Annotated in this window: 24 protein-coding genes and 1 pseudogene; 18 read left to right on the top strand and 7 right to left on the bottom strand. The window is 62.9% G+C overall.

From position 1 onward, the window contains the following. Positions 1-134 precede the first annotated feature (134 nt). The 4 genes from Q8O29_RS13270 to Q8O29_RS13255 all read left to right on the top strand — a co-directional run bounded on the left by Q8O29_RS13270 (position 135) and on the right by Q8O29_RS13255 (position 4,804). Positions 135-2,546 (top strand): penicillin-binding protein 1A, encoded by a 2,412-nt coding sequence (locus tag Q8O29_RS13270; protein ID WP_305563543.1) that lies wholly within the window; start codon positions 135-137, stop codon positions 2,544-2,546. A 90-nt stretch (positions 2,547-2,636) separates the two neighbouring features. Next, the gene (locus tag Q8O29_RS13265; RefSeq protein WP_305563520.1) at positions 2,637-3,860 is read left to right on the top strand and encodes an MFS transporter; all 1,224 of its coding nucleotides are present in this window, start codon (positions 2,637-2,639) and stop codon (positions 3,858-3,860) included. 76 nt (positions 3,861-3,936) lie between these two features. Further along, positions 3,937-4,194, top strand: a complete 258-nt coding sequence (locus tag Q8O29_RS13260; protein WP_305563518.1) for a hypothetical protein — start codon at positions 3,937-3,939, stop codon at positions 4,192-4,194. Between the two features lie 196 nt (positions 4,195-4,390). Then, the gene (locus tag Q8O29_RS13255) at positions 4,391-4,804 is read left to right on the top strand and encodes a hypothetical protein (RefSeq protein ID WP_371134236.1); all 414 of its coding nucleotides are present in this window, start codon (positions 4,391-4,393) and stop codon (positions 4,802-4,804) included. A 5-nt stretch (positions 4,805-4,809) separates the two neighbouring features. On the opposite strand, the gene Q8O29_RS13250 is transcribed toward Q8O29_RS13255, so the two are convergent. Further along, positions 4,810-5,733, bottom strand: coding sequence for a peptidoglycan-binding protein (locus tag Q8O29_RS13250; protein WP_305563516.1), 924 nt, complete (start codon positions 5,731-5,733; stop codon positions 4,810-4,812). 172 nt (positions 5,734-5,905) lie between these two features. Here Q8O29_RS13250 and Q8O29_RS13245 point away from each other — a divergent pair, with 172 nt between their 5' ends. Then, positions 5,906-6,550 (top strand): glutathione S-transferase family protein, encoded by a 645-nt coding sequence (locus tag Q8O29_RS13245; protein WP_305563539.1) that lies wholly within the window; start codon positions 5,906-5,908, stop codon positions 6,548-6,550. Between the two features lie 99 nt (positions 6,551-6,649). Here Q8O29_RS13245 and Q8O29_RS13240 read toward each other — a convergent pair. Then, positions 6,650-6,853 (bottom strand): annotated as a pseudogene (locus Q8O29_RS13240) (peptide-methionine (S)-S-oxide reductase); the annotation flags it as partial. Between the two features lie 125 nt (positions 6,854-6,978). Here Q8O29_RS13240 and Q8O29_RS13235 point away from each other — a divergent pair. The 11 genes from Q8O29_RS13235 to Q8O29_RS13185 all read left to right on the top strand — a co-directional run bounded on the left by Q8O29_RS13235 (position 6,979) and on the right by Q8O29_RS13185 (position 12,974). Continuing rightward, the gene (locus Q8O29_RS13235; protein WP_305563515.1) at positions 6,979-7,530 is read left to right on the top strand and encodes a hemerythrin domain-containing protein; all 552 of its coding nucleotides are present in this window, start codon (positions 6,979-6,981) and stop codon (positions 7,528-7,530) included. 133 nt (positions 7,531-7,663) lie between these two features. Beyond that, positions 7,664-8,026: a translation initiation factor Sui1 gene (locus tag Q8O29_RS13230; RefSeq protein WP_305563513.1), complete on the top strand. Its 363-nt coding sequence runs from the start codon at positions 7,664-7,666 to the stop codon at positions 8,024-8,026. A 6-nt stretch (positions 8,027-8,032) separates the two neighbouring features. Next, on the top strand, positions 8,033-8,248 hold the full coding sequence (locus tag Q8O29_RS13225) for a DUF3820 family protein (RefSeq protein ID WP_305563511.1): 216 nt from the start codon (positions 8,033-8,035) through the stop codon (positions 8,246-8,248). A gap of 121 nt (positions 8,249-8,369) precedes the next feature. Beyond that, positions 8,370-9,002: an FHA domain-containing protein gene (locus Q8O29_RS13220; protein WP_305563509.1), complete on the top strand. Its 633-nt coding sequence runs from the start codon at positions 8,370-8,372 to the stop codon at positions 9,000-9,002. Positions 9,003-9,148: 146 nt separating this feature from the next. Then, positions 9,149-9,943, top strand: a complete 795-nt coding sequence (locus Q8O29_RS13215; RefSeq protein ID WP_305563507.1) for a DUF2726 domain-containing protein — start codon at positions 9,149-9,151, stop codon at positions 9,941-9,943. A 152-nt stretch (positions 9,944-10,095) separates the two neighbouring features. Further along, entirely contained in the window at positions 10,096-10,575 is a 480-nt protein-coding gene (locus tag Q8O29_RS13210; protein WP_305563505.1) for a hypothetical protein, read from the top strand. 76 nt (positions 10,576-10,651) lie between these two features. Continuing rightward, on the top strand, positions 10,652-11,248 hold the full coding sequence (locus tag Q8O29_RS13205) for a phosphatidylcholine/phosphatidylserine synthase (protein WP_305563537.1): 597 nt from the start codon (positions 10,652-10,654) through the stop codon (positions 11,246-11,248). Positions 11,249-11,390: 142 nt separating this feature from the next. Next, the gene (locus Q8O29_RS13200; protein ID WP_305563503.1) at positions 11,391-11,600 is read left to right on the top strand and encodes a hypothetical protein; all 210 of its coding nucleotides are present in this window, start codon (positions 11,391-11,393) and stop codon (positions 11,598-11,600) included. Between the two features lie 190 nt (positions 11,601-11,790). Further along, complete coding sequence (locus Q8O29_RS13195; protein WP_305563501.1) at positions 11,791-11,991, top strand: hypothetical protein; 201 nt, start codon at positions 11,791-11,793, stop codon at positions 11,989-11,991. 329 nt (positions 11,992-12,320) lie between these two features. Continuing rightward, positions 12,321-12,524, top strand: coding sequence for a hypothetical protein (locus Q8O29_RS13190; protein WP_305563499.1), 204 nt, complete (start codon positions 12,321-12,323; stop codon positions 12,522-12,524). 54 nt (positions 12,525-12,578) lie between these two features. Beyond that, the gene (locus tag Q8O29_RS13185) at positions 12,579-12,974 is read left to right on the top strand and encodes a response regulator (protein ID WP_305563497.1); all 396 of its coding nucleotides are present in this window, start codon (positions 12,579-12,581) and stop codon (positions 12,972-12,974) included. Positions 12,975-13,136: 162 nt separating this feature from the next. Here the strand turns inward: Q8O29_RS13185 and Q8O29_RS13180 are convergent, their stop codons facing one another. The 5 genes from Q8O29_RS13180 to mfd form a co-directional block, all read right to left on the bottom strand. Further along, entirely contained in the window at positions 13,137-14,993 is a 1,857-nt protein-coding gene (locus Q8O29_RS13180; protein WP_305563495.1) for an ABC transporter ATP-binding protein, read from the bottom strand. Between the two features lie 3 nt (positions 14,994-14,996). After that, entirely contained in the window at positions 14,997-15,707 is a 711-nt protein-coding gene (gene serB, locus Q8O29_RS13175) for a phosphoserine phosphatase SerB (RefSeq protein WP_305563493.1), read from the bottom strand. A gap of 157 nt (positions 15,708-15,864) precedes the next feature. Next, positions 15,865-16,263: a type II toxin-antitoxin system VapC family toxin gene (locus tag Q8O29_RS13170; protein WP_305563491.1), complete on the bottom strand. Its 399-nt coding sequence runs from the start codon at positions 16,261-16,263 to the stop codon at positions 15,865-15,867. Then, positions 16,260-16,523, bottom strand: a complete 264-nt coding sequence (locus Q8O29_RS13165) for a hypothetical protein (protein ID WP_305357205.1) — start codon at positions 16,521-16,523, stop codon at positions 16,260-16,262. Before Q8O29_RS13165 ends, Q8O29_RS13170 begins: the two co-directional genes overlap by 4 nt. 47 nt (positions 16,524-16,570) lie before the next feature. Beyond that, a complete protein-coding gene (gene mfd / locus Q8O29_RS13160) occupies positions 16,571-20,176 on the bottom strand; it encodes a transcription-repair coupling factor (RefSeq protein WP_305563489.1) in 3,606 nt (1,201 codons plus the stop codon). 126 nt (positions 20,177-20,302) lie between these two features. Between mfd and ispD the strand changes: the two genes are divergently transcribed. Together ispD and ispF are read left to right on the top strand one after the other, a co-directional pair. Continuing rightward, entirely contained in the window at positions 20,303-21,115 is an 813-nt protein-coding gene (ispD, locus tag Q8O29_RS13155) for a 2-C-methyl-D-erythritol 4-phosphate cytidylyltransferase (RefSeq protein WP_305563487.1), read from the top strand. A gap of 133 nt (positions 21,116-21,248) precedes the next feature. After that, positions 21,249-21,728 carry a 2-C-methyl-D-erythritol 2,4-cyclodiphosphate synthase gene (ispF, locus tag Q8O29_RS13150; protein ID WP_305563485.1) on the top strand — a complete coding sequence of 160 codons (480 nt, stop codon included), beginning with the start codon at positions 21,249-21,251 and terminating at the stop codon, positions 21,726-21,728. The last annotated feature ends 6 nt before the right edge of the window (positions 21,729-21,734 follow it).

Below are 21,734 nucleotides of genomic sequence, written 5' to 3'. Positions count from 1 at the left end.
GTGCTCTCTGATCGTCGTCGCCGCGCCCCTGTCACAGCCCGTAACTGCAGGTAACGCCGGGCTGGCCCAAGCGCCTACACTGGCAGCCGATGAACAAGCTTTACGCCCTTTACGACCGCCTCCGGCCCGCTGTCATGACAAGGGTCACGACATTTGGCGCGCAAGCGCTCTACCACCTGCGCCACCCGACATGGCGTGGCGTAGCTTTGTCGCTGGCGGCCTTGCCGACGCTGGTGTTGCTATACTTCATACTGCTGATTCCGTTCACGCCCAGCATCCGCGACATCCAGAAGTCCAGAACCCAGCAGCCCGCCAGAGTGATGTCGGCCGACGGCCAGGAACTGGCGGCGTTCAAGGGCGCCAACCGTGACCGGATCAAGCTGGCTGACATTTCGCCCAATGTGGTGGCGGCGCTGATTTCCACCGAGGACCACCGTTTCTACGAACACCATGGGCTGGACTTCACGCGCATAGGCGGCGCGGTGCTGCGTACTTTCGGCGGTGACCTGCAGGGCGGCTCGACCCTCACCCAGCAACTGGCGCGCAACCTCTACCCGGAAGAGGTGGGCCGCTCACGCAGCCTGACGCGCAAGTTCAAGGAGATCATCACCGCATTGAAGATCGAGGCGATCTACAGCAAGGACGAGATTCTTGAAACCTACCTGAACACCGTGCCTTTCCTCTACAACGCCTTCGGCATCGAGATGGCGGCGCGCACCTATTTCGACAAGTCGGCCGACAAACTCGACGTGCTTGAAAGCGCCACGCTGGTTGGCATGCTCAAGGGCACCAGTTATTACAACCCGGTGATGAACCCCGAGCGCGCCAAAGAGCGGCGCAACCTCGTGCTCGGCCAGATGGTCAGGCACAACAAGCTCGACGCCAAGCGCTATGAGACGCTCAAGAAGCGCCCGCTCAAGGTGGACTTCGAGCGCCAGACCGAGCCGCTGGGCGCCGCGCCGCACCTGACGCAGTTCCTGCGCCGCTGGCTGATCGACTGGGCCGACCGCAACGACTACAACATCTATGCCGACGGACTGGTGGTGCGCACCACGATTGATTCACGGCTGCAGAAGCTGGCCAACGAGGCGGTCAAGCGCCAGGCCGACCGGTTGCAGGGTGTGGCCAACAACGAGTGGGGCCCGCGTGCCTGGGCCGGCAAAAAAGAGCTGGTGCGCGCGCTGGTGCGTGAAACGCCCGAGTACAAGGTTGCGAAGGAGCAGGGCGAGGCCGACGAGGCCCTGCTCAAGCGCCTGTTGGCCGACACCGCCTTTGTGCAGGCACTGCGCCAGGACAAGACGCGGCTGCAGGCCGGTTTCCTCGCGCTGGACCCGTCCAACGGCCATGTGAAAGCCTGGGTCGGCAGCCGCGACTTTGCCAAGGACCCCTTCGACCATGTGCAGCAGGCGCGGCGCCAGGCCGGTTCGACCTTCAAGCCTTTTGTGTATGGCGCAGCCTTTGAAAACGGCGCGCGCCCGACCGACACCTACATGGACGACGCAGTGGAGATTTCGCTGGGCGGCAACCAGGTCTGGCGGCCGACCGACGGCGGCGGCCCCAGCTACGTGCCCATGACGCTGCGCGAAGGCCTGATGTATTCGAAGAACACCATCACCGCGCAGGTGATGCAGAGCGTGGGCCCGGCCAGGGTCGCCGCCTTGGCCCAGGCCGCCGGTGTGCGCCAGAGCAAGCTGGAGCAGGTGATGTCGCTGGCGCTGGGCACCAGCCCGGTGACGCTCAAGGAAATGGTCGCCGGCTACGCCACCATCGCCAACAAGGGCAGTTACATCGAGCCCTTCATCGTCACCAGCTTGGAAGACCGCAACGGCAAGGTGCTGGAGACCTGGCAAGCAAAAGCGCCCGAGCAGGCGATGCAGGTGTCCACCGCGCAGACGCTGGTCGATGTGATGCGCGGCGTGATCGATCAGGGCACCGGCGTCGGCATCCGCAGCCGCTACGGCATCCAGGCCGACGTGGCCGGCAAGACTGGCACCACGCAAGACAACACCGACGGCTGGTTCATATTGATGCACCCGCAACTGGTGGCAGGCGCCTGGGTCGGCTTCAACGACAACCGCATCACGCTCAGTGACTATTGGGGCCAGGGCGCCCACAGCGCGCTGCCCATCGTCGGCGACTTTTTTGCGGCCTCGCTGCGCGGCAGGGTGGTCGATGCGCAGGCGCGTTTTGACGTGCCGAAAAATTCCACAGCGCCCGAGCCTGCGCCATCCAGCTCGGTCAACGACTGGTTTAACAGCCTGTTCCCGCCGGCCGGGCAGGTGGTGCCGCCGTCGCAGCCCATGACCACGCCCGACGGCAGTCCCATCCCCGGCTACCAGCCGCCGCCGCAGGTGCAGGCGCCGCCGCTGGTGCCGCAGTCACCCGGTGTGGTGATCCCGTCTTCGCCAGCGCCAGGTGCGGCGCCCCCCCAGTTTGTGGTGGTGCCGGGCCGGCCGATGACACCGCAGGAGCGTGGCGGTGGCAGTGGCGGTGGCATTCCCATCCTGCGCGAGTACAGCGTGCCTGAAGGCGCCAGCCGGCCCTGAGCGGCAAGCAGGCAGGCAGGGGTAGCTTTGCCTACAATCGGCAGTCGCTGGCCGCTTGCGCCGGCGACGCATCCTCACTGATCCTTCTTCATGACCTCCGGCTCCGCCACGCTTCCTGCGGCCACACGTCGATCCATTTTCCTGCTGTCTCTGGCCACGTTTTCGAGCATGGCGGTGCAGCGCATTTGTGATGCCATGCTGCCCGAGCTGTCGCGCGCTTTTGCCGTGAGCCTGGCACAGGCCGCGCAGGTGGTGTCGGTATTTGCCGTCACTTACGGCCTGGCGCAACTGGTTTACGGTCCGCTGGGCGACCGCTTCAACAAGTTCGGCATTGTCACTTTCGCCACGCTGGCGTGTTGCGTCGGTAGCCTGCTGGCGGTGTTTGCCGCCAACCTGGATGTGCTGGTGCTGGCCCGCGTGCTGGTGGCGCTGGGGGCGGCTGCCATCATTCCGATCTCCATGGCCTGGGTGGGCGACACCATCGCGTATGAGCTGCGCCAGGAAACGCTGGCCCGCGTGGGCCTGGGCACCACGCTGGGCCTGGTCAGCGGGCAACTGGTCGGGGGGCTGGTGACCGACGCGCTCGGATGGCGCTGGGCTTTTGGCATCACCGCCGCGCTGTTTGGCGCGGTGGGCACGCTGCTGTATGCCGACTGGCGCCGCCAGCAGGCCGCATCCATCGCCGCGCAAGCCTCTGTGGAGCTGGTGTTGCGGCCGGGTTTTATTGCGCAAGCCCTGCTCATCATCACCGGCCCGTGGTCGCGCGTGGTGCTGGCGGTGTCTTTTGCCGAAGGCGCGGCGGGTTTTGGCGTGTTGGCGATCTGGGCCTCGCACTTGCACGGTGCCCTGGGCCTGTCGCTCACGGCATCCGGCGCCATCGTGGCGCTGTTCGGGCTGGGCGGCATGCTCTACATGGTGGTGGCGCGGCACCTGATACGCCGCCTTGGCGAGCGCGGCCTGGCCATGGTGGGCGGCGCCCTGGCCGGGTTGGCCGCCATCGTGCTGGGCCTGACGCCCTGGTGGGCGCTCGCGCTTCCGGCCAGCCTGCTGGCGGGTTTCGGATTTTTCATGCTGCACAACACCTTGCAGACCAACGCCACACAAATGGCCCCCAGCGCGCGCGGCACCGGCGTGTCGCTGTTTGCTTCAGCACTGTTTCTCGGGCAATCGGTCGGTGTGCTGCTGGCCGCCAGTCTGGCCGCGCGTCTGGGCGCCGGCGCCGTGATCGCACTGAGTGGCGGCGTGTTGGTGGCGCTTGGCGTCATTTTCGCGCGGGCCCTGCGCGGGCGCGATGCAATGATGCAGGCAGCCTGATTTTCAGGCCAGTGCTGCAATCGAACCCTTCCACCATCCCACCCCTTTCCACTCACCGCGCAAAAAGTACCTCACCATGGCATCTGCACAGGGCATCACCACCGACGACTACAAGCTGTTCCCGTCGCCGCGCAACCGGCACCGGCTCATCTTCCCGCACCAGGTGTTTGTGCCTTACCCTTACATGCTGATCGACATGGAGAGCTACCACCTGCAGGGCAAGTTCAGCCTGTTTGCGGCCTGCCGCCTCAGCGACAGCAAGATGGGGCAGTTGGTGACGCTGGAGCTGCCGGGCGACGAAACCAAGTTCAAGGCGAGGTTTGTGCCGGACTGAGTTGCGGCCTGATCTCACCCTCGCCCTTTGGGAGAGGGGTGGGGTGAGGGATTGAGCGTTCCGACCGGCGTGAGTTTTGAAACGCTCAATAAAATAGGCATAAAATCGACCTCCAGCCCATACCCAGTGGGCGTAAGCAGCTATTAAATTAGTAGCAAGCTGCAGGCCTGCCCGCTGACGCATACTGGGCCTCATCATGGCCACAGCGTCACGCAAAACACCGAAGAAGGCCGCCGAAGGCAAGGCGGCTGCGAAAGCCGTGCCGCGCGGTAAAAAGCCGCATACGCCGCGCAGCCACCACTACCACGTCTATGTGATCGAGCTGTCCGACGAGGTCTGGAACGTCAGGCGCTTTCGCCGCGCGAATCCGGACTGGCAGCTCGGCAAACCCTTTGTCTATGTCGGTATGACCGGGCTGGACCCGGACCTGCGTTTCGACAAACACAAGGCCGGCATCCAGGCCAATGTGTATGTCCAGAAGTGGGGCCTGCGCCTGCTGCCGCAGCTCTACACCATGTACAACCCCATGCCTTACGAAGGCGCGCGCGACATGGAGGTTGAGCTCGGCATCGCGCTGCGTGAGCAGGGTTACGGGGTCTGGCAAGCCTAACGATACTAGGCCGCTGCGTCTTCCCCCAGCCCCCAGGCCGACAAGGTGTAGCTTCCCCCATGCACCCCGCCTTGCCCGGTAGCAAGTGTGTTTTTGCGGCTCAGCACGTCGGCGCGGTATTGTGGCCGCGCGCTGCCGGCCGCGCAGGCGGCGAGCTTCTGGCGCCGCACCGCTTCTGGCGTGGCTGCCGGCAGGGCTGCAGCCAGCGTGAAGGCGTCCGGCTTGAAGCCGCCATTTTGGACGTGCACGTCAAACGCCAGCGCAATGCCCAGCTCGCTGGCGAGGCCGAGCGTGGCGGCCGAGGCGGCGCTGGGCACAAAGTAACGGCCGTAGGCGCGCTGCATCTGGAAGCGTTTGACCACCTCCTCATTGCCGAGCTTTTCAAAGGCCAGCAGCCAGACGGCGGGCAGGCTTTGCCTGGATGACCCCGACGACATGGCATGAGCCCAGGCGACCTGCTGCGTCAGCGTCAGCACGGTGACGGCTCGCCATTCGGCGGTCAGCGCCCCCATACAGCGCGCCAGGATGCCGGGCGACTGCACCTCCGCCGTCGCCAGCAGCACCTGGATTTCGCGGTTGGACAGGGTGAAGCCGATCACGCCCCAGGTGATGCCGGCGCCGTCAAAGTTGCCTTTGGCCAGCCCGAAACCGTGGCCTTCAAAGGCGGCGGTGACCTGCAGGCAGCGTTCGAACAGGCTGGGCATGGGCTCTGGCGTAAGCTGCTGCCAGGTCGGGGCGTCCACGATGCCTGTGGCAGGCAGGCCGCGCGCGCCCTGCAGCGCCTGCACCGCAGCGTGGGTCTTGCCGCCGAAGTCGCCATCGGCAAACTTCAGCAGGTCGCCGACGGCAAAGCCCTGGCGCTGCAGGCCGGCCTGAATGCGTTTGGCAATCATGCCCTTGCAGCCTCTGGAAAAACAGGAAGTGGACATGTTTGCTCCGGTTCGGGTTGGCGGTTTCGCTTGGACCGGGCAAGTGTTGGCGCGCACCGGGGGCTTTGTCATCCCCCGTTTGTAGGAGGCGCTTGTCGCGCCGGTTGCATGCGGGACAAAGCGGCCCCCGTAAACTGTCGCCTCACCATCAGGAGACACCATCATGACCACCATGCTGACCCTTTGCGGATCGCCGATTTCCAACTACTACAACAAGGTCAAGCTGGCGCTGCTTGAAAAAGGCCTGCCCTTCACCGAAGAAGTCGCGGCCACGCACAGCAGCGACCAAGCCATCCTCAGCGCCTCGCCGCTGGGCAAGATCCCCTTCATCCGCACCGAGCGCGGTGGCCTGTGCGAAAGCCAGGCCATCCTCGACTACCTCGAGGCGACCGCGCCGCAGCCCGCGCTGCTGCCGGCCGACCCCTTCGAGGCGGCCAAGGTGCGCGAGCTCACCACCTTCATCGACTGGCACCTGGAAATCGTCGCGCGCCAGTTGTACGCCTCGACCTTCTTCGGCGCCGCACCGCTCAGCGAGGGCAACCTGGTGCGCATCCGCAAGCAGCTGGAGACCAACATCGCCGCCTTCAAAAAGCTGGCGAAGTTTTCGCCCTGTGTGGCGGGCAAGGACTTTACCCAGGCCGACTGCGCCGCTTTTGCCAATTTGCCGCTGATCGGCATGGCCAGCAAGGCGGCCTTCGGCGAAGACCTGTTGATCGCCGGCGGCATCGACTACAAGCCCTACATCAAATTCATCGGCGAGCGCCCATCGGCGCAGAAGGTGGTGGCCGACCGCAAGGCCGCGCAGACCAAGGTCTGAGCCCGGCGCCAACCTGGCGCGAAACGCTCAATAGGTGTTATCGGGCAGACGACACCAGCACTGGCGTTGCCCGGTAGACCTCGGGCATCACGGTTTTCGGATCTTGCCGGCATAAACCTTGGCACCGTCCAGTTGTGCCATGGAGCGCTCCGCCACCTGCTTTTGACGGGAATCCTTGTAAAAAATTGCGGAGCGGTATTGGGTGCCCGTGTCTGGCCCCTGGCGGTTGAGTTGGGTGGGGTCGTGCGCGACCGAAAAGTAAATCTCCAGCAGTTTGCCGTACGAGATTTGTTTGGGGTCGTATCAGCCTCCAGTGCCGCCCGCCATGAAGGGCCGAACGTCCGGCGGCCTGGTATGTCCCGGTGGTGGGTGGCCGCTTTATTGATGTGCATCAAGCCAGCCGCACAGGCGCGCCCTATATTGGCAGCATGACAACCCATCCTACCGCGCACGACACGGGCCATTCCAGCGAGCCGCTGGTCGGTTTTTCTCAGTGCCATCTGAGCATTCTGTCCAAGCTACAGGCCTTCGAGAAATTGCCTGCGCTCCAGGCGACTGCGGCCCAGGCGCGAATCATCGCCACCGACACGCTGGCCCTGTTCCACGACGCGGTGTACGAGCACCATGCGGACGAGGAGCGCGAGTTGTTTCCCGCCGTGTTACGCAGTGCCGGCCGGGGCCGGGAGGCCGAGGAGGTTCAGGCCATGGCGCAACGCCTGACTGCAGAGCATCGCCAGATCGAGGCGATGTGGAAAAAGCTGGAGCCGGTTGTCAAGGCCGTGGCCAAGTCCCAGTCTGTCGATCTGGATCTGGATGCCGTGGAGAAACTGGTTCACGCTTATTCCTCACACGCCCGTTTCGAAGAGGAACATTTCCTGCCCCTGGCCGAAACAATTCTCGGCCGCGACGGCAATCATATGGAGGCGCTGGGTCTGTCGCTTCACCTGCGGCACACTCCGCCGCCTGTCGGCTACATCTGAGCCTGCGCCGGGCACCGGGCTACAACCGATGCAGCGCCATTGTGTCGGGGAATCCTGCCTGCATCGCTGTACGATAGTTGCTAGCGCTCGGGGCGATGGGCTCTGAGGCAGATTTTCTCCATCGGTGCATTCCATGAAAAGTCATTCAACCCCGGGCGGACTCGTTTATTCGACCGACGCGGGGCGCATGTGTCCGGCTTGTCGCAAGGCGCTGGCCCAGTGCTTGTGCCGCGAGACGCGACCGCTTCCCCCGTCCGACGGCATTGTCCGGGTCTCGCGCGAAACCAAGGGGCGCGGCGGTAAAAGCGTGACCGTCGTCAAGGGCGTGCCGCTGGCGGAGCCGGCGCTGGTCCAGCTCGGCAAACAGCTCAAGGCGGCCTGCGGCTCGGGCGGCACCGTTAAGGACGGCGTGATCGAGGTGCAGGGCGACCACCTGGCGAGCCTGATTGAGCTGCTCAAAAAGCAGGGCTTTACCGTCAAGCAGGCCGGCGGGTGAGGGCGCATGAAGCCTGAAGACCTGCAGATGCTGGTCACACGCGAGATGCCATTTGGCAAGTACAAGGGTCGCCTGATCGCAGACCTGCCTGGCAATTATTTAGCCTGGTTCGCGCGCGAGGGTTTCCCCAAAGGCGAACTTGGCCGATTGCTCGCATTGGCACTAGAGATCGACCACAATGGCCTGTCGGCGCTGCTGCAGCCGCTGCGCAAACAACGCTAGGAGTCTGCGCTCACAGACTGTTGCCTGCCGGTGAGCCAGCCCTCTTGTTTCAGGAGAACCCGAGGACTACCATGGTGAACCGCCGCGCGACAGGCGCCGGTGGGTGAATTTGGGGAGTTTTATGCCGCAACTCATTGCATCGGTCGAGGGCGTCGAGATCAAGCATGTGTACCTGCGCAAGGACCGCACCACGCTGGGCCGGCGGCCGTACAACGACATTGTGCTCAACAACCCGCTGGTCAGCGGCGAGCACTGTGTGTTCGAGCTGCACGGACTGGCCGATGTCTATGTCGAGGACCTGGGCAGCACCAATGGCACCTACCTCAACGGGCACATGATCAAGTCCCGTGAACTGCTGCACGACAACGACGCCATCGCGATCGGCAATTTCAGGATTCAGTACCTCGCGGCGTCGGAAGAGTCGGGTTATCACGAAACCGCAGCGATGAAGCTCGACGTGCAGGCGGCGCCGGGCGCGTCAGGTGCGTTGCACGCCAGCTTCAAGGTGTTGTCCGGGTCGTCGGCCGGGCTGGAGATGCCGGTGGTCAAGGCCGTCACCACTTTTGGCCAGCCGGATGTCAGCGTGGTGGCAGTTTCCCACCGGCGTTATGGCTTCTACGTGGCTCACATGACGGGCGCCGTTCAGCCCACGCTCAACGGACTTGCGATTGGCGCCGAAGCTGTGCCACTGGCACACAACGATGTGCTGGAACTGGCTGGAACCAGCATGCAGTTTTTACTCAAAGACGGGTAGGCCTTTGTCCGTGGCCAGCCACGTGCTGTTGTGGCCGTGTTGACGCGCCGTATCTTTGTTAACGCACGCATACATCATTTTCTGCCGCAATGCGGCTTTGTGATTTAAGCTGCTTCAAATTGTTACTGAGCCGAGGAGGAGATACCGTGAACGCATTGACATGGCTGATGATCGGGCTGGGTGGTGTGGTGGGCGCGTTGCTGGGTGGTCTGGCGCATTGGGCCTGGACGCGGCGCCAGCGCACCGAAAAACTTCGCCTGCCCTCGCGCTGGCTGCTCAATGCCAGGGGACTGGTGACCAGCGAAGAGCTGGACGTGTGGAAATGGCTGCGCACGGCTTTTCCCGACCACGCCGTGATGGTCAAGGTGCCGGTGATGCGCTTTACCATTCCAAGCACCAAGGACCGACCCGAAAACAAGGACCAGCACTGGCATGAGCTGCTCGATGGCGTCTATTGCACTTTTGTGGTGAGCACGCTGGACGGCAAGGTGGTTGGCTGCGTGGATGTGCCGGGCAAACGCGGTCTGACCAAGGTCCAGCGTGACATGAAGGAAGGCCTGCTGCTGGAATGCGGCATTGGCTACACCACGGTGCGCAGCAGCAGCTTGCCTTCGGGTGGCGCGATGCGCACAGCCTTCCTCGGCGAGGCCGAGATCATTGAGCGTGATCATGTAGAAACCCGCGGCGGTGACAGCAGCTTTCATGCGGCGCTGGACGATTTCACCAGTGAAAAAGTCCGAGCCGCCAAGGCGGCGGCCATGGCGGAGATCAAGGACAAGCAGGCCGCCGCAACCGAGACGCGGGGGACAAGCCAGAGCGCCAGCTTCAGCCCTGACGGCACCAGCTCCTTCATGATACGGGAAAAGCCGGACCGGTTTGCCGTCAAGTGGGAGGACTCCTTCACCATGCCCGGCGAAAGCCGGCCCGCCAAACTGTCCTGAATCTCTCCGGCACGGCGCCGCTTTGCCTGTGAAAGACCTGTCCTACAGGGGGTCGGGTGCCTGAACCCCCGCAGCGGCGATGAATGCTCTCAATGCCCGGCTGCGCTGCCTTCCTAGACTCAAGCATCTTTAAATGGCCAAGGAGCTTGAGCATGAACACCTTTTCAAAATTCCCCCGCGTATTAGCCGGCATGGGCCTGTCCCTGTTGATGGTTTCCGGCGTCGCGGTGGCGCAGGTGCCGATTACCGCCACCGGAACCACCGGCATCGACGCTTCCGGCAATGCCCAGAAGGAGCGTGAGGCCTGCATGACCGGGCGTACCCAACAGGACCAGGCGACATGCCTGCGCGAGACCAACAACGCTGCCGCTGAAAAACGCAGTGGCAAGCTCAACAACAGCGGCTCGCAGTTTGAAGCCAATGCCCGCCAGCGCTGTGAAGTGTTGACCGGCGAAGACCGCACCGCCTGTGAGGCGCGCGTCATGGGTTATGGCAACACGCAAGGCAGTGTGGCTGGCGGCGGTGTGATTCGCGAGGTAGAGACCGTGGTGGTCCCGGCGGGCGCCACGTCGGTGCGCATTGAGCCCAAGACCAATGCCCCGGTGCTCATCATGCCGGCGCCGGCGAAATAATCGCCCACGACGGATTGCCGTTGAGCAGCTTCAACCAAATCCCGCACCTGTGACCGAACAGCCCAAACACTTTTCCATGCTGCGGGGTTTTCACCTGGCGGACTTCTTGACGCTTTGCAACGCCGCTTGCGGCGTTGCAGGCGTTTTTCTGGCCATGTTGTATGCCGTGGAAGGGCTGAAGTTCTTTTTCTATGCTGCGGCCATCATGGCGCCTGCCGCCTTTATTTTTGATGTGCTCGACGGCCGCGTGGCGCGCTGGCGCAACCAGCATTCGGCACTCGGGCGCGAGCTTGACTCGCTGGCCGATATCATCTCCTTCGGCGTGGCGCCTGCAGCGCTGGCCTTTGCGGCCGGCATGCGCGGCGGCTGGGACTGGATCGCGTTGATTTATTTTGTGTGCTGCGGCGTTAGCCGGCTGGCGCGCTACAACGTCACCGCCGAGACACTCTCGCAGGGCGCTGCCAAGGTGGCCTATTTCGAGGGAACACCCATCCCCACCAGTGTGTTGCTGACGGCGATATTGGCCTTTGCCGCCTGGCAAGGTAACCTCGGTGAGCAGCTTTATGGCGGCGTGTGGCAACTGGGGCCGTGGATGCTGCATCCCTTAGCCCTGCTGTTTGTCCTGTCCGGCACGCTGATGCTGAGCAAAACCCTGCGTATCCCCAAGTTTTAGCGCGCAACGACGGCTGCAACCGGCGTGTCAGGGTTAAAGGTAGAGCGCTTGTCGGTTGTCGCCGACATCAGCAACTCGCCTTGGCCTATGGCTGTTTGACGCCTTGCAAGGCACCATGAGGTTATCTTCAGAGGCTTTGTTCATGACCATACCCGCATCCGATCTCGGTATTTCCTCAACAACTGTTGACAGCGCGCTGTCTGCGCCTTCGCGGCATTCGTTGCGGCAGCGACTTCACCCCTGGGTGCCGGCCGTGCTTGCCTATGCGTCTGCGGTATCGGTCAGCGTGGCTGCGGCTGCGGCGCTGGTGACCGCAGATCTGCCGACCCCGGCCTTGATCGCGGTGATTTGAGTCCATGAGCGCCGCCCTGCCCACCCGCTTCACTGAGCCCGGCGACGGTCTCTCTGCTCCGCCTGGCGGCAAGCCAGCTCACAACCCGGCTGAACTGCCGGTCGAGCCCGACCTGGGCCCGGTGCCGCCTCTGGCGCGACCGGAAGACCCTGGCATGGTTCAACCTGCGCTCTAGTACTGTACTGCCGCCATGCGCGCCAACATGCCCGATGCCCAACAAGCGCTGGCCGACTATGACGAGGCGCGCGCCGACTACATGAAGTTTTTAAGCATGGCCCCGCCGGATGACAAAGCCGTCAACGCTGCCATGGTGGCCATGGACGAAGCCCATACCCGCTTCAAGCAGGCCATGGGCGACCATGACGCCCCCACTCATCTGCGGCCCTTGTAAGCGGTCTTGCCGGCGCCGCTTGCATGGTTTTTCAGGCTGCTAGGAGCCTGGGCGGCAGAAGGAACGTCGGCTGCAAAGCGGCCGCGACGGTCCATTTTTCACGGGCTTTTTGCCCCATAGCTACGGCTATGAGGCTGCAAACCCGGCAAAAACTGTCTTCGCCGGGGCCACTTCTCGCTTCGACGCCTTCTGCCGCCCAGGCTCCTAGAGGCAATCTCCGACACGCATAGCTTGAGTTGGCCTATGGCGCCAGCAAACAAGCGTTCGCAAACTAAAAATATGTTGGGTGGCGCAATGCTCGCCCTTCAGGAGATTAACCGGAGACGCACATGCAGGCACACGTCATCACATCCACTCTACGGCCCACGGTTGCGCTGGCTGACTACGACTTTCTGCGTGCCACTTACGACATGCTGCTGCGCGCACCGGTTCGCAACCAGGCGGCGATTGACGCGGCGTTTGAGGCGCTGGATGCAGCCCATGCGAGATTGAAGGCTGCTCACTTCGAGCAGTGCGCGGCGCTCCCCAATTAAAAAAGCCTGTCAATTCGGCAAGCAATGTGTTGATAAAAAAAGATTGGATACCTCATGGCACTCATCACTTACCTTGTCGAAGACAACCAGACAATTCTTGAGAATCTGATCGAGACGCTGACGGAAATCGCCATGGTCAAGGTGGTTGGCCACGCTGCGACCGAGGCCGATGCCACGCGCTGGCTGACCGTGCACGATGGGCAGTGGCAATTGGCGGTTGTGGACATGTTTCTTCAGGAAGGCAGCGGCATGGGTGTGCTGGCGGGTTGCCAGCAGCGTGAACCGTACCAAAAAGTGGTGGTGCTGACAAACTACGCAACCGCCGCTATTCGGGAACGCAGTCTGGCGCTGGGCGCCGACGCGGTGTTCGACAAGTCCAACGAGCTCGACGAATTTTTTGCCTACTGCATTGCAGAAACCAGCAAAAATCAACCTGAACGGCAGATCTGAGCCTCTGGCTCTTTTGACTCAGAAATCGATAAGAAAATTGACTTTATTGAGCATTTCAAAACTCATGACAGTCGGAACGCTCTAATCCCTCACCCCACCCCACCCCACCCGTCTCCCCAAGGGCGCGGGTGAGAGCCATCCAAATCACTGGTGGCAACTGGCTCAGACCGCTTCCTTTTCCTCAACACTTTCTGCCAGGAAGCCGCCGCTCTGGTGCGCCCACAGCCGTGCGTACAGGCCGCCGCTGGCCAGCAGGCTGCGGTGGTCTCCCTCTTCCACGATACGGCCCTGGTCCAGCACGATCAGGCGGTCCATCGCGGCAATGGTCGAGAGGCGGTGCGCAATCGCGATCACGGTCTTGCCCTGCATCAGCGTGTCCAGGCTGCTCTGGATGGCGACCTCGACCTCGGAGTCGAGCGCGCTGGTGGCTTCGTCAAGCAACAAAATCGGCGCGTCCTTGAGCATCACGCGCGCAATTGCGATGCGCTGGCGCTGCCCGCCTGAGAGCTTGACGCCCCGTTCGCCCACATGCGCGTCGTAGCCGGTGCGGCCGTGTGGGTCGCTCAGGTGGGCGATGAAAGCGTCGGCTTCGGCGCGGCATGCCGCCTGCCGCACATCGTCGTCGGTCGCGCCGGGCCGGCTGTAAGCAATGTTGTCGCGCACCGAGCGGTGCAGCAGCGAGGTGTCTTGCGTGACCATGCCGATGTGGCTGCGCAGGCTGTCCTGCGTGACTGTGGCGATGTCCTGGCCGTCGATCAGGATGCGGCCTCCGCAGAGGTCATGAAAGCGCAGCAGCAGATTGACCAGCGTGGACTTGCCGGCGCCGGAGCGCCCGATCAGGCCAATCTTCTCACCGGGCCGCACCGTCAGCGTCAAGCCGGCTATCACGCGCGGGCCGCTGGCGCTGTAGTTGAATTCCACCTGCTCGAAACAAATCTCGCCGCGCGGCACGTCGAGCGTTCGGGCGTTTGGCGCATCGACGACGGTGCGTGCGCGCGACAGCGTGTTGATGCCGTCCTGCACCGTGCCCACGCTTTCGAACAAGCTGGTGGTTTCCCACATGATCCAGTGCGACATGCCCTGCAGGCGCAGTGCCATCGCCGTGGCCGCCGCCACCGCCCCTGCGCCGACCGAGCCTTGGGACCACAGCCACAGTGAGGTGCCGGCCATGCCGATGATCAGGCCCATGCTCAGCGCGTGATTGACGATCTCGAACAGGCTGACCAGCCGCATCTGCCGATGCCCGGTCTTCATGAAGTCCAGCATGGCGGCGCGTGCAAAACCGGCCTCGCGATGCGTGTGCGAGAACAGCTTGACGGTGGCGATGTTGGTGTAGGCATCGGTGATGCGGCCCGTCATCAACGAACGTGCATCGGCTTGCTGCTTGCCGATCTTGCCCAGGCGCGGCACGAAGTAGGCCAGCGACAGCATGTAGAGCGCCAGCCAGACCATGAAGGGCAGCACCAGCTTCATGTCGAAGGAGCCGGCCAGCAGCGTCATGGTCACCACATAGGCGCCCATGGTCACCAGCACGTCGGCCATGACAAACAGCGTGTCGCGCACGGCCAGCGCGGTCTGCATGACCTTGGTGGTCAGGCGCCCGGCAAATTCGTCTTGGTAGAAAGACAGGCTCTGGCCCAGCATCAGCCGGTGAAAGTTCCAGCGCAGGCGCATCGGGAAGTTGATGGCCAGGGTCTGGTGCTTGACGATGGTCTGCAGCGCCACCACGACCACGCTGGCCAGCACGATGACCAGCAGCAACGCCAGCACGGGGCCGCGCTCCTGCCAGAAGTTTGCAGGCGGGGTGACGGTCAGCCAGTCCACGATGCGCCCCAGCATGGCGAACAGCAGGGCGTCGAAGATCGCCATGGTCGCCGACAGGCCGGCCAGCAGCAGGATGTAGCCGCGCGCGCCTTGCGAGGCGGCCCAGATGAAGGCGATGAAGCCCTTGGGCGGCAACACCGGCTCCGCGTCGGGATAGGCGTGCAGCAGTTTCTCGAAACGCTTGAGCAGGATCATTGCTTAGGCGAGCACTTCCAGCAGCCGGTCCAGCCCGCCTTCGTTGATGGCGACCATGGCCTGCGCGCGCACGGCCGGCTTGGCGTGGTAGGCCACCGACAGGCCAGCCACGCTCATCATTGGCAAGTCGTTGGCGCCGTCGCCCATGGCAATCGCCTGTGCCGGCGTGATGCCCAGCATGGCGCAGGTTTCCAGCAGCATCTTTTTCTTTTCCTCGCCGTCGCAGATGTCGCCCCAGGACTGGCCCACCATGCGGCCGGTCAGCAGGCCGTCCTCGACTTCCAGCACGTTCGAACGCGTGTAGTCGATGCCAAGTTCGTCACGCACACGGTCGGTGAAAAAGGTGAAGCCCCCGCTGACCAGCAGCACCTTCAGGCCCGCCGCCTTGCAGGCATGTACGAGCTCGGCGGCGCCGGGGTTGAGCTTGAGCCGCTGGTGGTAGACCTCGTCCATGCTGTCGACGCTGACGCCCTTGAGCAGCGCCACGCGCCGGCGCAAGCTTTCCTTGTAGTCGGAAATTTCACCGCGCATGGCTGCTTCGGTGATGGCCGACACCTCGGCCTTGCGGCCGGCGGCATCGGCAATTTCGTCGACACACTCGATGTTGATCAGCGTCGAGTCCATGTCGAAGGCAATCAGCTTGAAGTCGCTGAGCTTGAGGTCAGGCGTGGCGAGGTTGGCAACGAGGCCGGGGGAAGTTTCAGTCGGAGTCATGCTTGGGTACTATGGTTTTGAGCTGCTAACGCAGTAGCAGAAAGGGCCAGAGCCCTATTTGACTGATCTTTTGGGGAAAAACTGGCCATGCTTGTCGCGCTGGAGTTTGATGGCGATGTGTCCATCTGCTGGCGCGTCATGCAATGCAGGGGCGTTGTCAGTCATACCAGTTCTCGACTTTCAGTTGGGGCACCCTTGAGAACTCGCGCACGTTGCGAGTCACCACCGTCAGGTTATTGGTTAATGCGATGCCCGCGATCAGCACGTCATAGGGACCTATTGGTGAACCGCTGGCTTGAAGATGCGCGCGGACCCTGCCTGCTTGCTGGCTGGCTGCAAGATCAAAGCCAAGCACGGCATAGCGGCCGCTGATGGCGGATACATAACGTGCCATCAGTGTTTGGTTTGACGACTTTGCCATGCCAAATTCAAGTTCAAATAAATTGATCGTGCTGGTGGCTATATCGCTGTCATGCTCGTTCTCCAGGCGCTCAAGGCAATTGCCCGCACGCTTGAACACGTAGATCAATGTGTCGGTGTCGAGCAGGTATTTCAAAACGATTCCCGAGGCGCATCAACACCAAGCCCGGTGTAGCGGTCTTTCAAAAGCTCGTTCCAGCCATCCAAAGCCTCAGGCTCCCGAAGTAGAAGCTGATCAACCTCGGCAAAAAACTCAGGCCAACTTTGTTTTTGTTTTTGCTCTTGCGCTTCAGCAAACTGCGCAAACCACTGGCTAACGGAGATTTTTGCCCTTGATGCGGCGATTTTTGCAGCCTCCAAGGCGCTTTCCTTGACGTAAATTGTGACTTGTGCCATGAATCTACCCCCAAAAAATTACATAGGCAATTATAAGTTTTTAAAACCTATATTTCAAGCGTTGTTGCCTTGGTGTCTGAATTATTTGGCGTTCCCAAACTCTTCAAGACATCGCGCACCATCTGCGCCCGGTCCTTGGGTTCCTTGAGTTCGCGTTCGATGCGCAGCTTGTCGTTGCCGGCCAGCTTGATGTGTTTGTTCTTCTGAATCAAATGCATGATGGCCATCGGGTCGATGGGCGGGTCCTTTTTGAAGGTGATGTTGATCAGCGTGGGCGCGGCATCCACCTTGACCACGCCGTAAGGCTTGGCGATCACCCGCAGCCGGTGCACGTCAACCAGGGTTTGCGCCTGCGTTGGCAGCTTACCGAAACGGTCCACAATTTCTTCCAGCAGGGCATCGATCTGGGCTGTGGTTTTGGCCGTGGCCAGTTTTTTGTAGAAGGACAGGCGCAGGTGCACATCGCCGCAGTAGTCGCTGGGCAGCAAAGCGGGGGCGTGCAGGTTAATCTCGGTGCTGACATTGAGCGGCGCCAGCAGATCCGGCTCGCGCCCGGCTTTGAGCGAAGCCACGGCCTCGTTGAGCATCTCGTTGTAGAGCTGAAAACCGATCTCCATCATGTTGCCGCTCTGGTTTTCACCCAGCACTTCGCCGGTGCCGCGAATTTCCAGGTCGTGCATGGCCAGGTAAAAGCCCGAACCGAGTTCTTCCATCTGCTGGATGGCTTCGAGCCGCTGGCTGGCCTGTTTGGTCAGGCCTTCAATGTCGGGCACCATCAGGTAGGCATAGGCCTGGTGGTGGCTGCGGCCGACCCGGCCACGAAGCTGGTGCAACTGGGCCAGGCCGAACTTGTCGGCACGGCTCATGACAATGGTGTTGGCTGTGGGCACATCAATACCGGTTTCGATGATGGTCGAGCACAGCAGCAGGTTGTAGCGCTGGGCGACAAAGTCTTTCATGACTTTTTCCAGCTCGCGCTCCGGCATCTGGCCGTGCGCCACGGCAATACGGGCTTCCGGCAGCAGGGCTTCAAGTTTTTCGCGTCGGTTCTGTATGGTCTCGACCTCGTTGTGCAGAAAGTACACCTGACCGCCACGTTTGAGCTCGCGCAGCACGGCTTCGCGGATCACGCCATTGCTTTCGCTGCGCACAAAGGTCTTGATGGCCAGGCGCCGCTGCGGCGCGGTGGCAATCACGCTCAGATCGCGCAGACCTTCGAGGGCCATGCCCAGGGTGCGCGGGATCGGTGTGGCGGTCAGCGTGAGCACATCCACCTCGGCGCGCATCGCCTTCATGGCCTCTTTGTGGCGCACGCCAAAACGGTGTTCCTCATCAATGATGAGCAGGCCCAGGCGCTGGAACTTCACGTCCTGGCTCAGCAGCTTGTGGGTGCCGACGACGATGTCTATGCTGCCGTCGGCAAGGCCCTTGATGGCGGCGGTGATCTCTTTGCCGGAGCGGAAGCGGCTCATCTCGGCCACCTTGACCGGCCATTTGGCAAAACGGTCCACCAGCGTCTGGTAGTGCTGCTCGGCCAGCAAGGTGGTGGGCGCCAGCAGGGCCACCTGCTTGCCGCCGGTGATGGCGATGAAGGCGGCACGCAGCGCGACTTCGGTCTTGCCGAAGCCGACATCGCCGCAGACCAGCCGGTCCATCGGGCGCGGGCTGATCATGTCTTGGATCACGGCGTGGATGGCAGCGCGCTGGTCGGCGGTTTCTTCAAAGCCGAAATCGTTGGCAAAACTTTCGTAGTCGTCGGGCGAATAACGAAAGGCGTGGCCTTCACGCGCGGCGCGGCGTGCGTAAATGTTCAGCAGCTCGGCGGCCGAGTCGCGCACCTGTTCGGCGGCCTTGCGTTTGGCTTTCTCCCACTGGCCGCTGCCCAGTCGGTGCAGCGGCGCTTCATCCGCGCTGACGCCGGTGTAGCGGCTGATCTGCTGCAACTGGCTGACCGGCACATAAAGGGTGGCGTCGTCGGCGTACTGCAGGTGCAAAAACTCGGTGATGCCCTGGCCCAGGTTCATGTTGACCAGGCCTTTGTAGCGGCCAATACCGTGCGCGCTGTGCACCACCGGGTCGCCGACATTGAGCTCTGACAGGTCCTTGATCAGCGCTTCGACATCGCTGACCTGCTCCTGCATCCTGTTGCGCCGCCTGGTCACCGTGCCGGCCGCAAACAGCTCGGTCTCGGTGACGAAGTTGATGTCGCCGGCCAGCCAGCTAAAGCCGATGTTCAGCGCCGCTGTCGCGATGCCGAGTTTTTCCGGGCTGGTCTGGAAGTCCTCCAGTGAATCGAAGGCCGGCGGGCTCAGGCTGCTGGCGCGCAGGAAATCGAGAAGGCTTTCGCGCCGGCCATCGCTCTCGGCCAGCAGCAGCACACGCTGCGGCGTGTTACGGATGTGCGCCTTGAGTCGGGCCAGCGGGTCTTCGGCGCCGCGCACCACGGATAGGGGAGGTAGTGAGTTGAACTCGGCGTAGGGGGAGCCCTCACCCCCGCCCTCTCCCAGCGGGAGAGGGAGTAACTCCGCTTTGATCCCCACTTCCGCTTGCGGAGGGGGTAGCTCCCCGTTAATCCCCTCTCCCTTTGGGAGAGGGCTAGGGTGAGGGCGACCCGCTTTCAACGCCAGTTGCGCATAGTCGTTAGCGCGCGCATAAAACTGCTCGGTACTCAGGAACAGCGCCTCCGGCGGCAGCGCCGGGCGATCCGGCGCGTCTTTCACCAGCCGGTAACGGTCTTTGGTATCCTGCCAGAAACGCTGGAAGGCCGGCTCCAGGTCGCCGTGCAGCACCACCGTGGCTTCAGTGCCCAGGTAGTCGAACACCGTCGCGGTGTCCTCGAAAAACAGCGGCAGGTAGTACTCGATGCCGGCGGTGGCCACGCCGTTGCCGATGTCCTTGTAGATGCGGCTCTTGGTCGGGTCGCCTTCCAGCAGTTCGCGCCAGCGGTTTCTGAACCGGGCGCGGGCAGCGTCATCCATCGGAAACTCGCGCCCTGGCAGCAGCCGCACCTCGGGCACCGGGTAGAGGCTGCGCTGGCTGTCCGGGTCAAAGGTGCGTATCGAGTCGATCTCGTCGTCGAACAGGTCCACCCGGTAGGGCACGGGCGAGCCCATGGGGAACAGATCGATCAGCCCGCCCCGCACCGCGTATTCGCCGGGGCTCACCACCTGGGTCACGTGGCTGTAGCCGGCCAGGGTCAGTTGGCTTTTGAGTTTTGCCTCGTCGAGCTTTTGCTTGACCTTGAAATGAAAGGTGTACCCGGCCAGGAAAGCCGGCGGCGCCAGCCGGTACAGCGCGGTGGTGGCCGGCACGATCACCAGATCGACGCCGCTGTCCCTGTCGCGCTGGCCACCAGAGGCATGCAGGCGCCACAGCGTGGCCAGCCGCTCGCTGATCAGGTCCTGGTGCGGCGAGAAGGTGTCGTAGGGCAGGGTTTCCCAGTCGGGGAACAAGGCGCAGCGCAGCTCAGGCGCAAAAAATGCCATCTCATCGATCAAACGCTGAGCCGTGATCGCGTCCGAAGTGACGATGGCGGTCAGCCGGCCGGCAGTTTTTTCCTTCAGTCCTAGCTGTGCCAGCAGCAGGGCGTCCGCCGAGCCGGTGGGCTGGGGCAGCGTGTAGCGTTTGCCGGGAAGCAGTTTGGGTAAATCCATGAAACAGTCGCAAAAGGTGACAAAAAGACCGTGCAAAAAGGCCGGACAAAAGCGAAACACCCCAAACCGGCTGGAATGGGGTGTGACGCGCTTTGATGGCCTGATTTTAGAATCTATGATCAGCCCATGACGCTTCAAGCTCCGAAATCCCTGATTCCGCGTTTTTTTGCGCTGATCCCGTGTGCGGGGCAGGGCACGCGGGCTGTCGGGGATGGCGCGCAGAACGCGTCGTTGCCGAAACAGTACCAGCCGCTTGCCGGGATGCCCATGGTGATGCATACGCTGAAGGCCTTTGCCGACGTGCCGCGCATCGCGTCCTGCCTGGTGGTGGTGGCGCCCGGTGATTCGTTTCTGGAAGGGCAGGCGCCTGCCGGCGTGGAGGTCGCGCCCTGTGGCGGTGACAACCGCGCCGCCAGCGTGCTGGGTGGACTCGCACAACTGGCGATACGCGGGGCTGCAGCCGATGACTGGGTGCTGGTGCACGATGCCGCGCGTTGCCTGGTCACCGCCGCACAGATTGACCAGCTCATGGATGCCTGCCACAGCGATCCGGTCGGCGGCCTGCTGGCGCAGCCGGTTCCCGACACGCTCAAGCTTGGCCGGGACGGCAGAGTGGTGGCGACAGTTTCGCGTGAGGAGAAATGGCTGGCGCAAACGCCGCAGATGTTCCGCCTGGGCGCGCTGACGCAGGCACTGAAGATGGCCGTCACCCTGGGCGAAGCCGTCACCGACGAAGCCAGCGCGATGGAAGCCGCTGGTCTGGCGCCAAAACTGGTGCGCGGCAGTGCGCACAACTTCAAGGTGACCTACCCGGAAGACTTTGTGCTCGCTGAAGCGCTGATCAAAAGCCGGACTGCGCCGAAAACACGGGCCCGCAAACCTGTTGCGACCAAAACTCCGCAGAAAGTTTTATCTGATGACAGCCGCGAATCCCTCTGACTCTTCACCAACCGGGGCCGCAGAGCCAGCCTTGGTCTATCCTGAGCCGGTCGAAGGGCCGGGCCGCAGGCGCAGCGCCTCTCTTCCTCGTGCAGGGGGCAGCGAAACGCCGGAGGCACACGAAGTGGGGAGCGTGGGGGCACCATTTCGGATCGGCGAAGGCTGGGACACCCATGCGCTGGTGCCCGGCCGCAAGCTGATCATCGGCGGCGTGACGGTGCCGCACAGCACCGGCTTGCTCGGCCACTCGGATGCTGACCTGCTGATCCACGCCGTCATCGACGCACTGCTGGGCGCGGCCGGCCTGGGTGACATCGGCAGCCATTTCCCGGACACCGATGCGCGCTTCAAGGGCGCAGATTCGGTAGCCCTGCTGCGCGAAACCAGCCGCCTGCTGACCGAACGCGGGCTGCGCATAGGCAACATCGACAGCACCGTGATTGCGCAGGCGCCCAAACTGGCCGCCTACATCCCGGCGATGCGCCAGTGCCTGGCCGACGCGCTGGGCCTGGACCTGTCGCGTGTCAACGTGAAAGCCAAAACCGCCGAGAAACTCGGCCCGGTGGGGCAGGGCCTGAGCATGGAGGCGCGGGCTGTGGCGCTATTATTTTAATAGCTT

Origin of the sequence: Polaromonas sp. (assembly GCF_030689685.1) — a bacterium.
Taxonomy (GTDB): Bacteria; Pseudomonadota; Gammaproteobacteria; order Burkholderiales; family Burkholderiaceae_C; genus Polaromonas.
The sequence above is the reverse complement of the archived record's forward strand: the minus strand, read 5'-3'. Positions and strand labels throughout refer to the sequence as shown.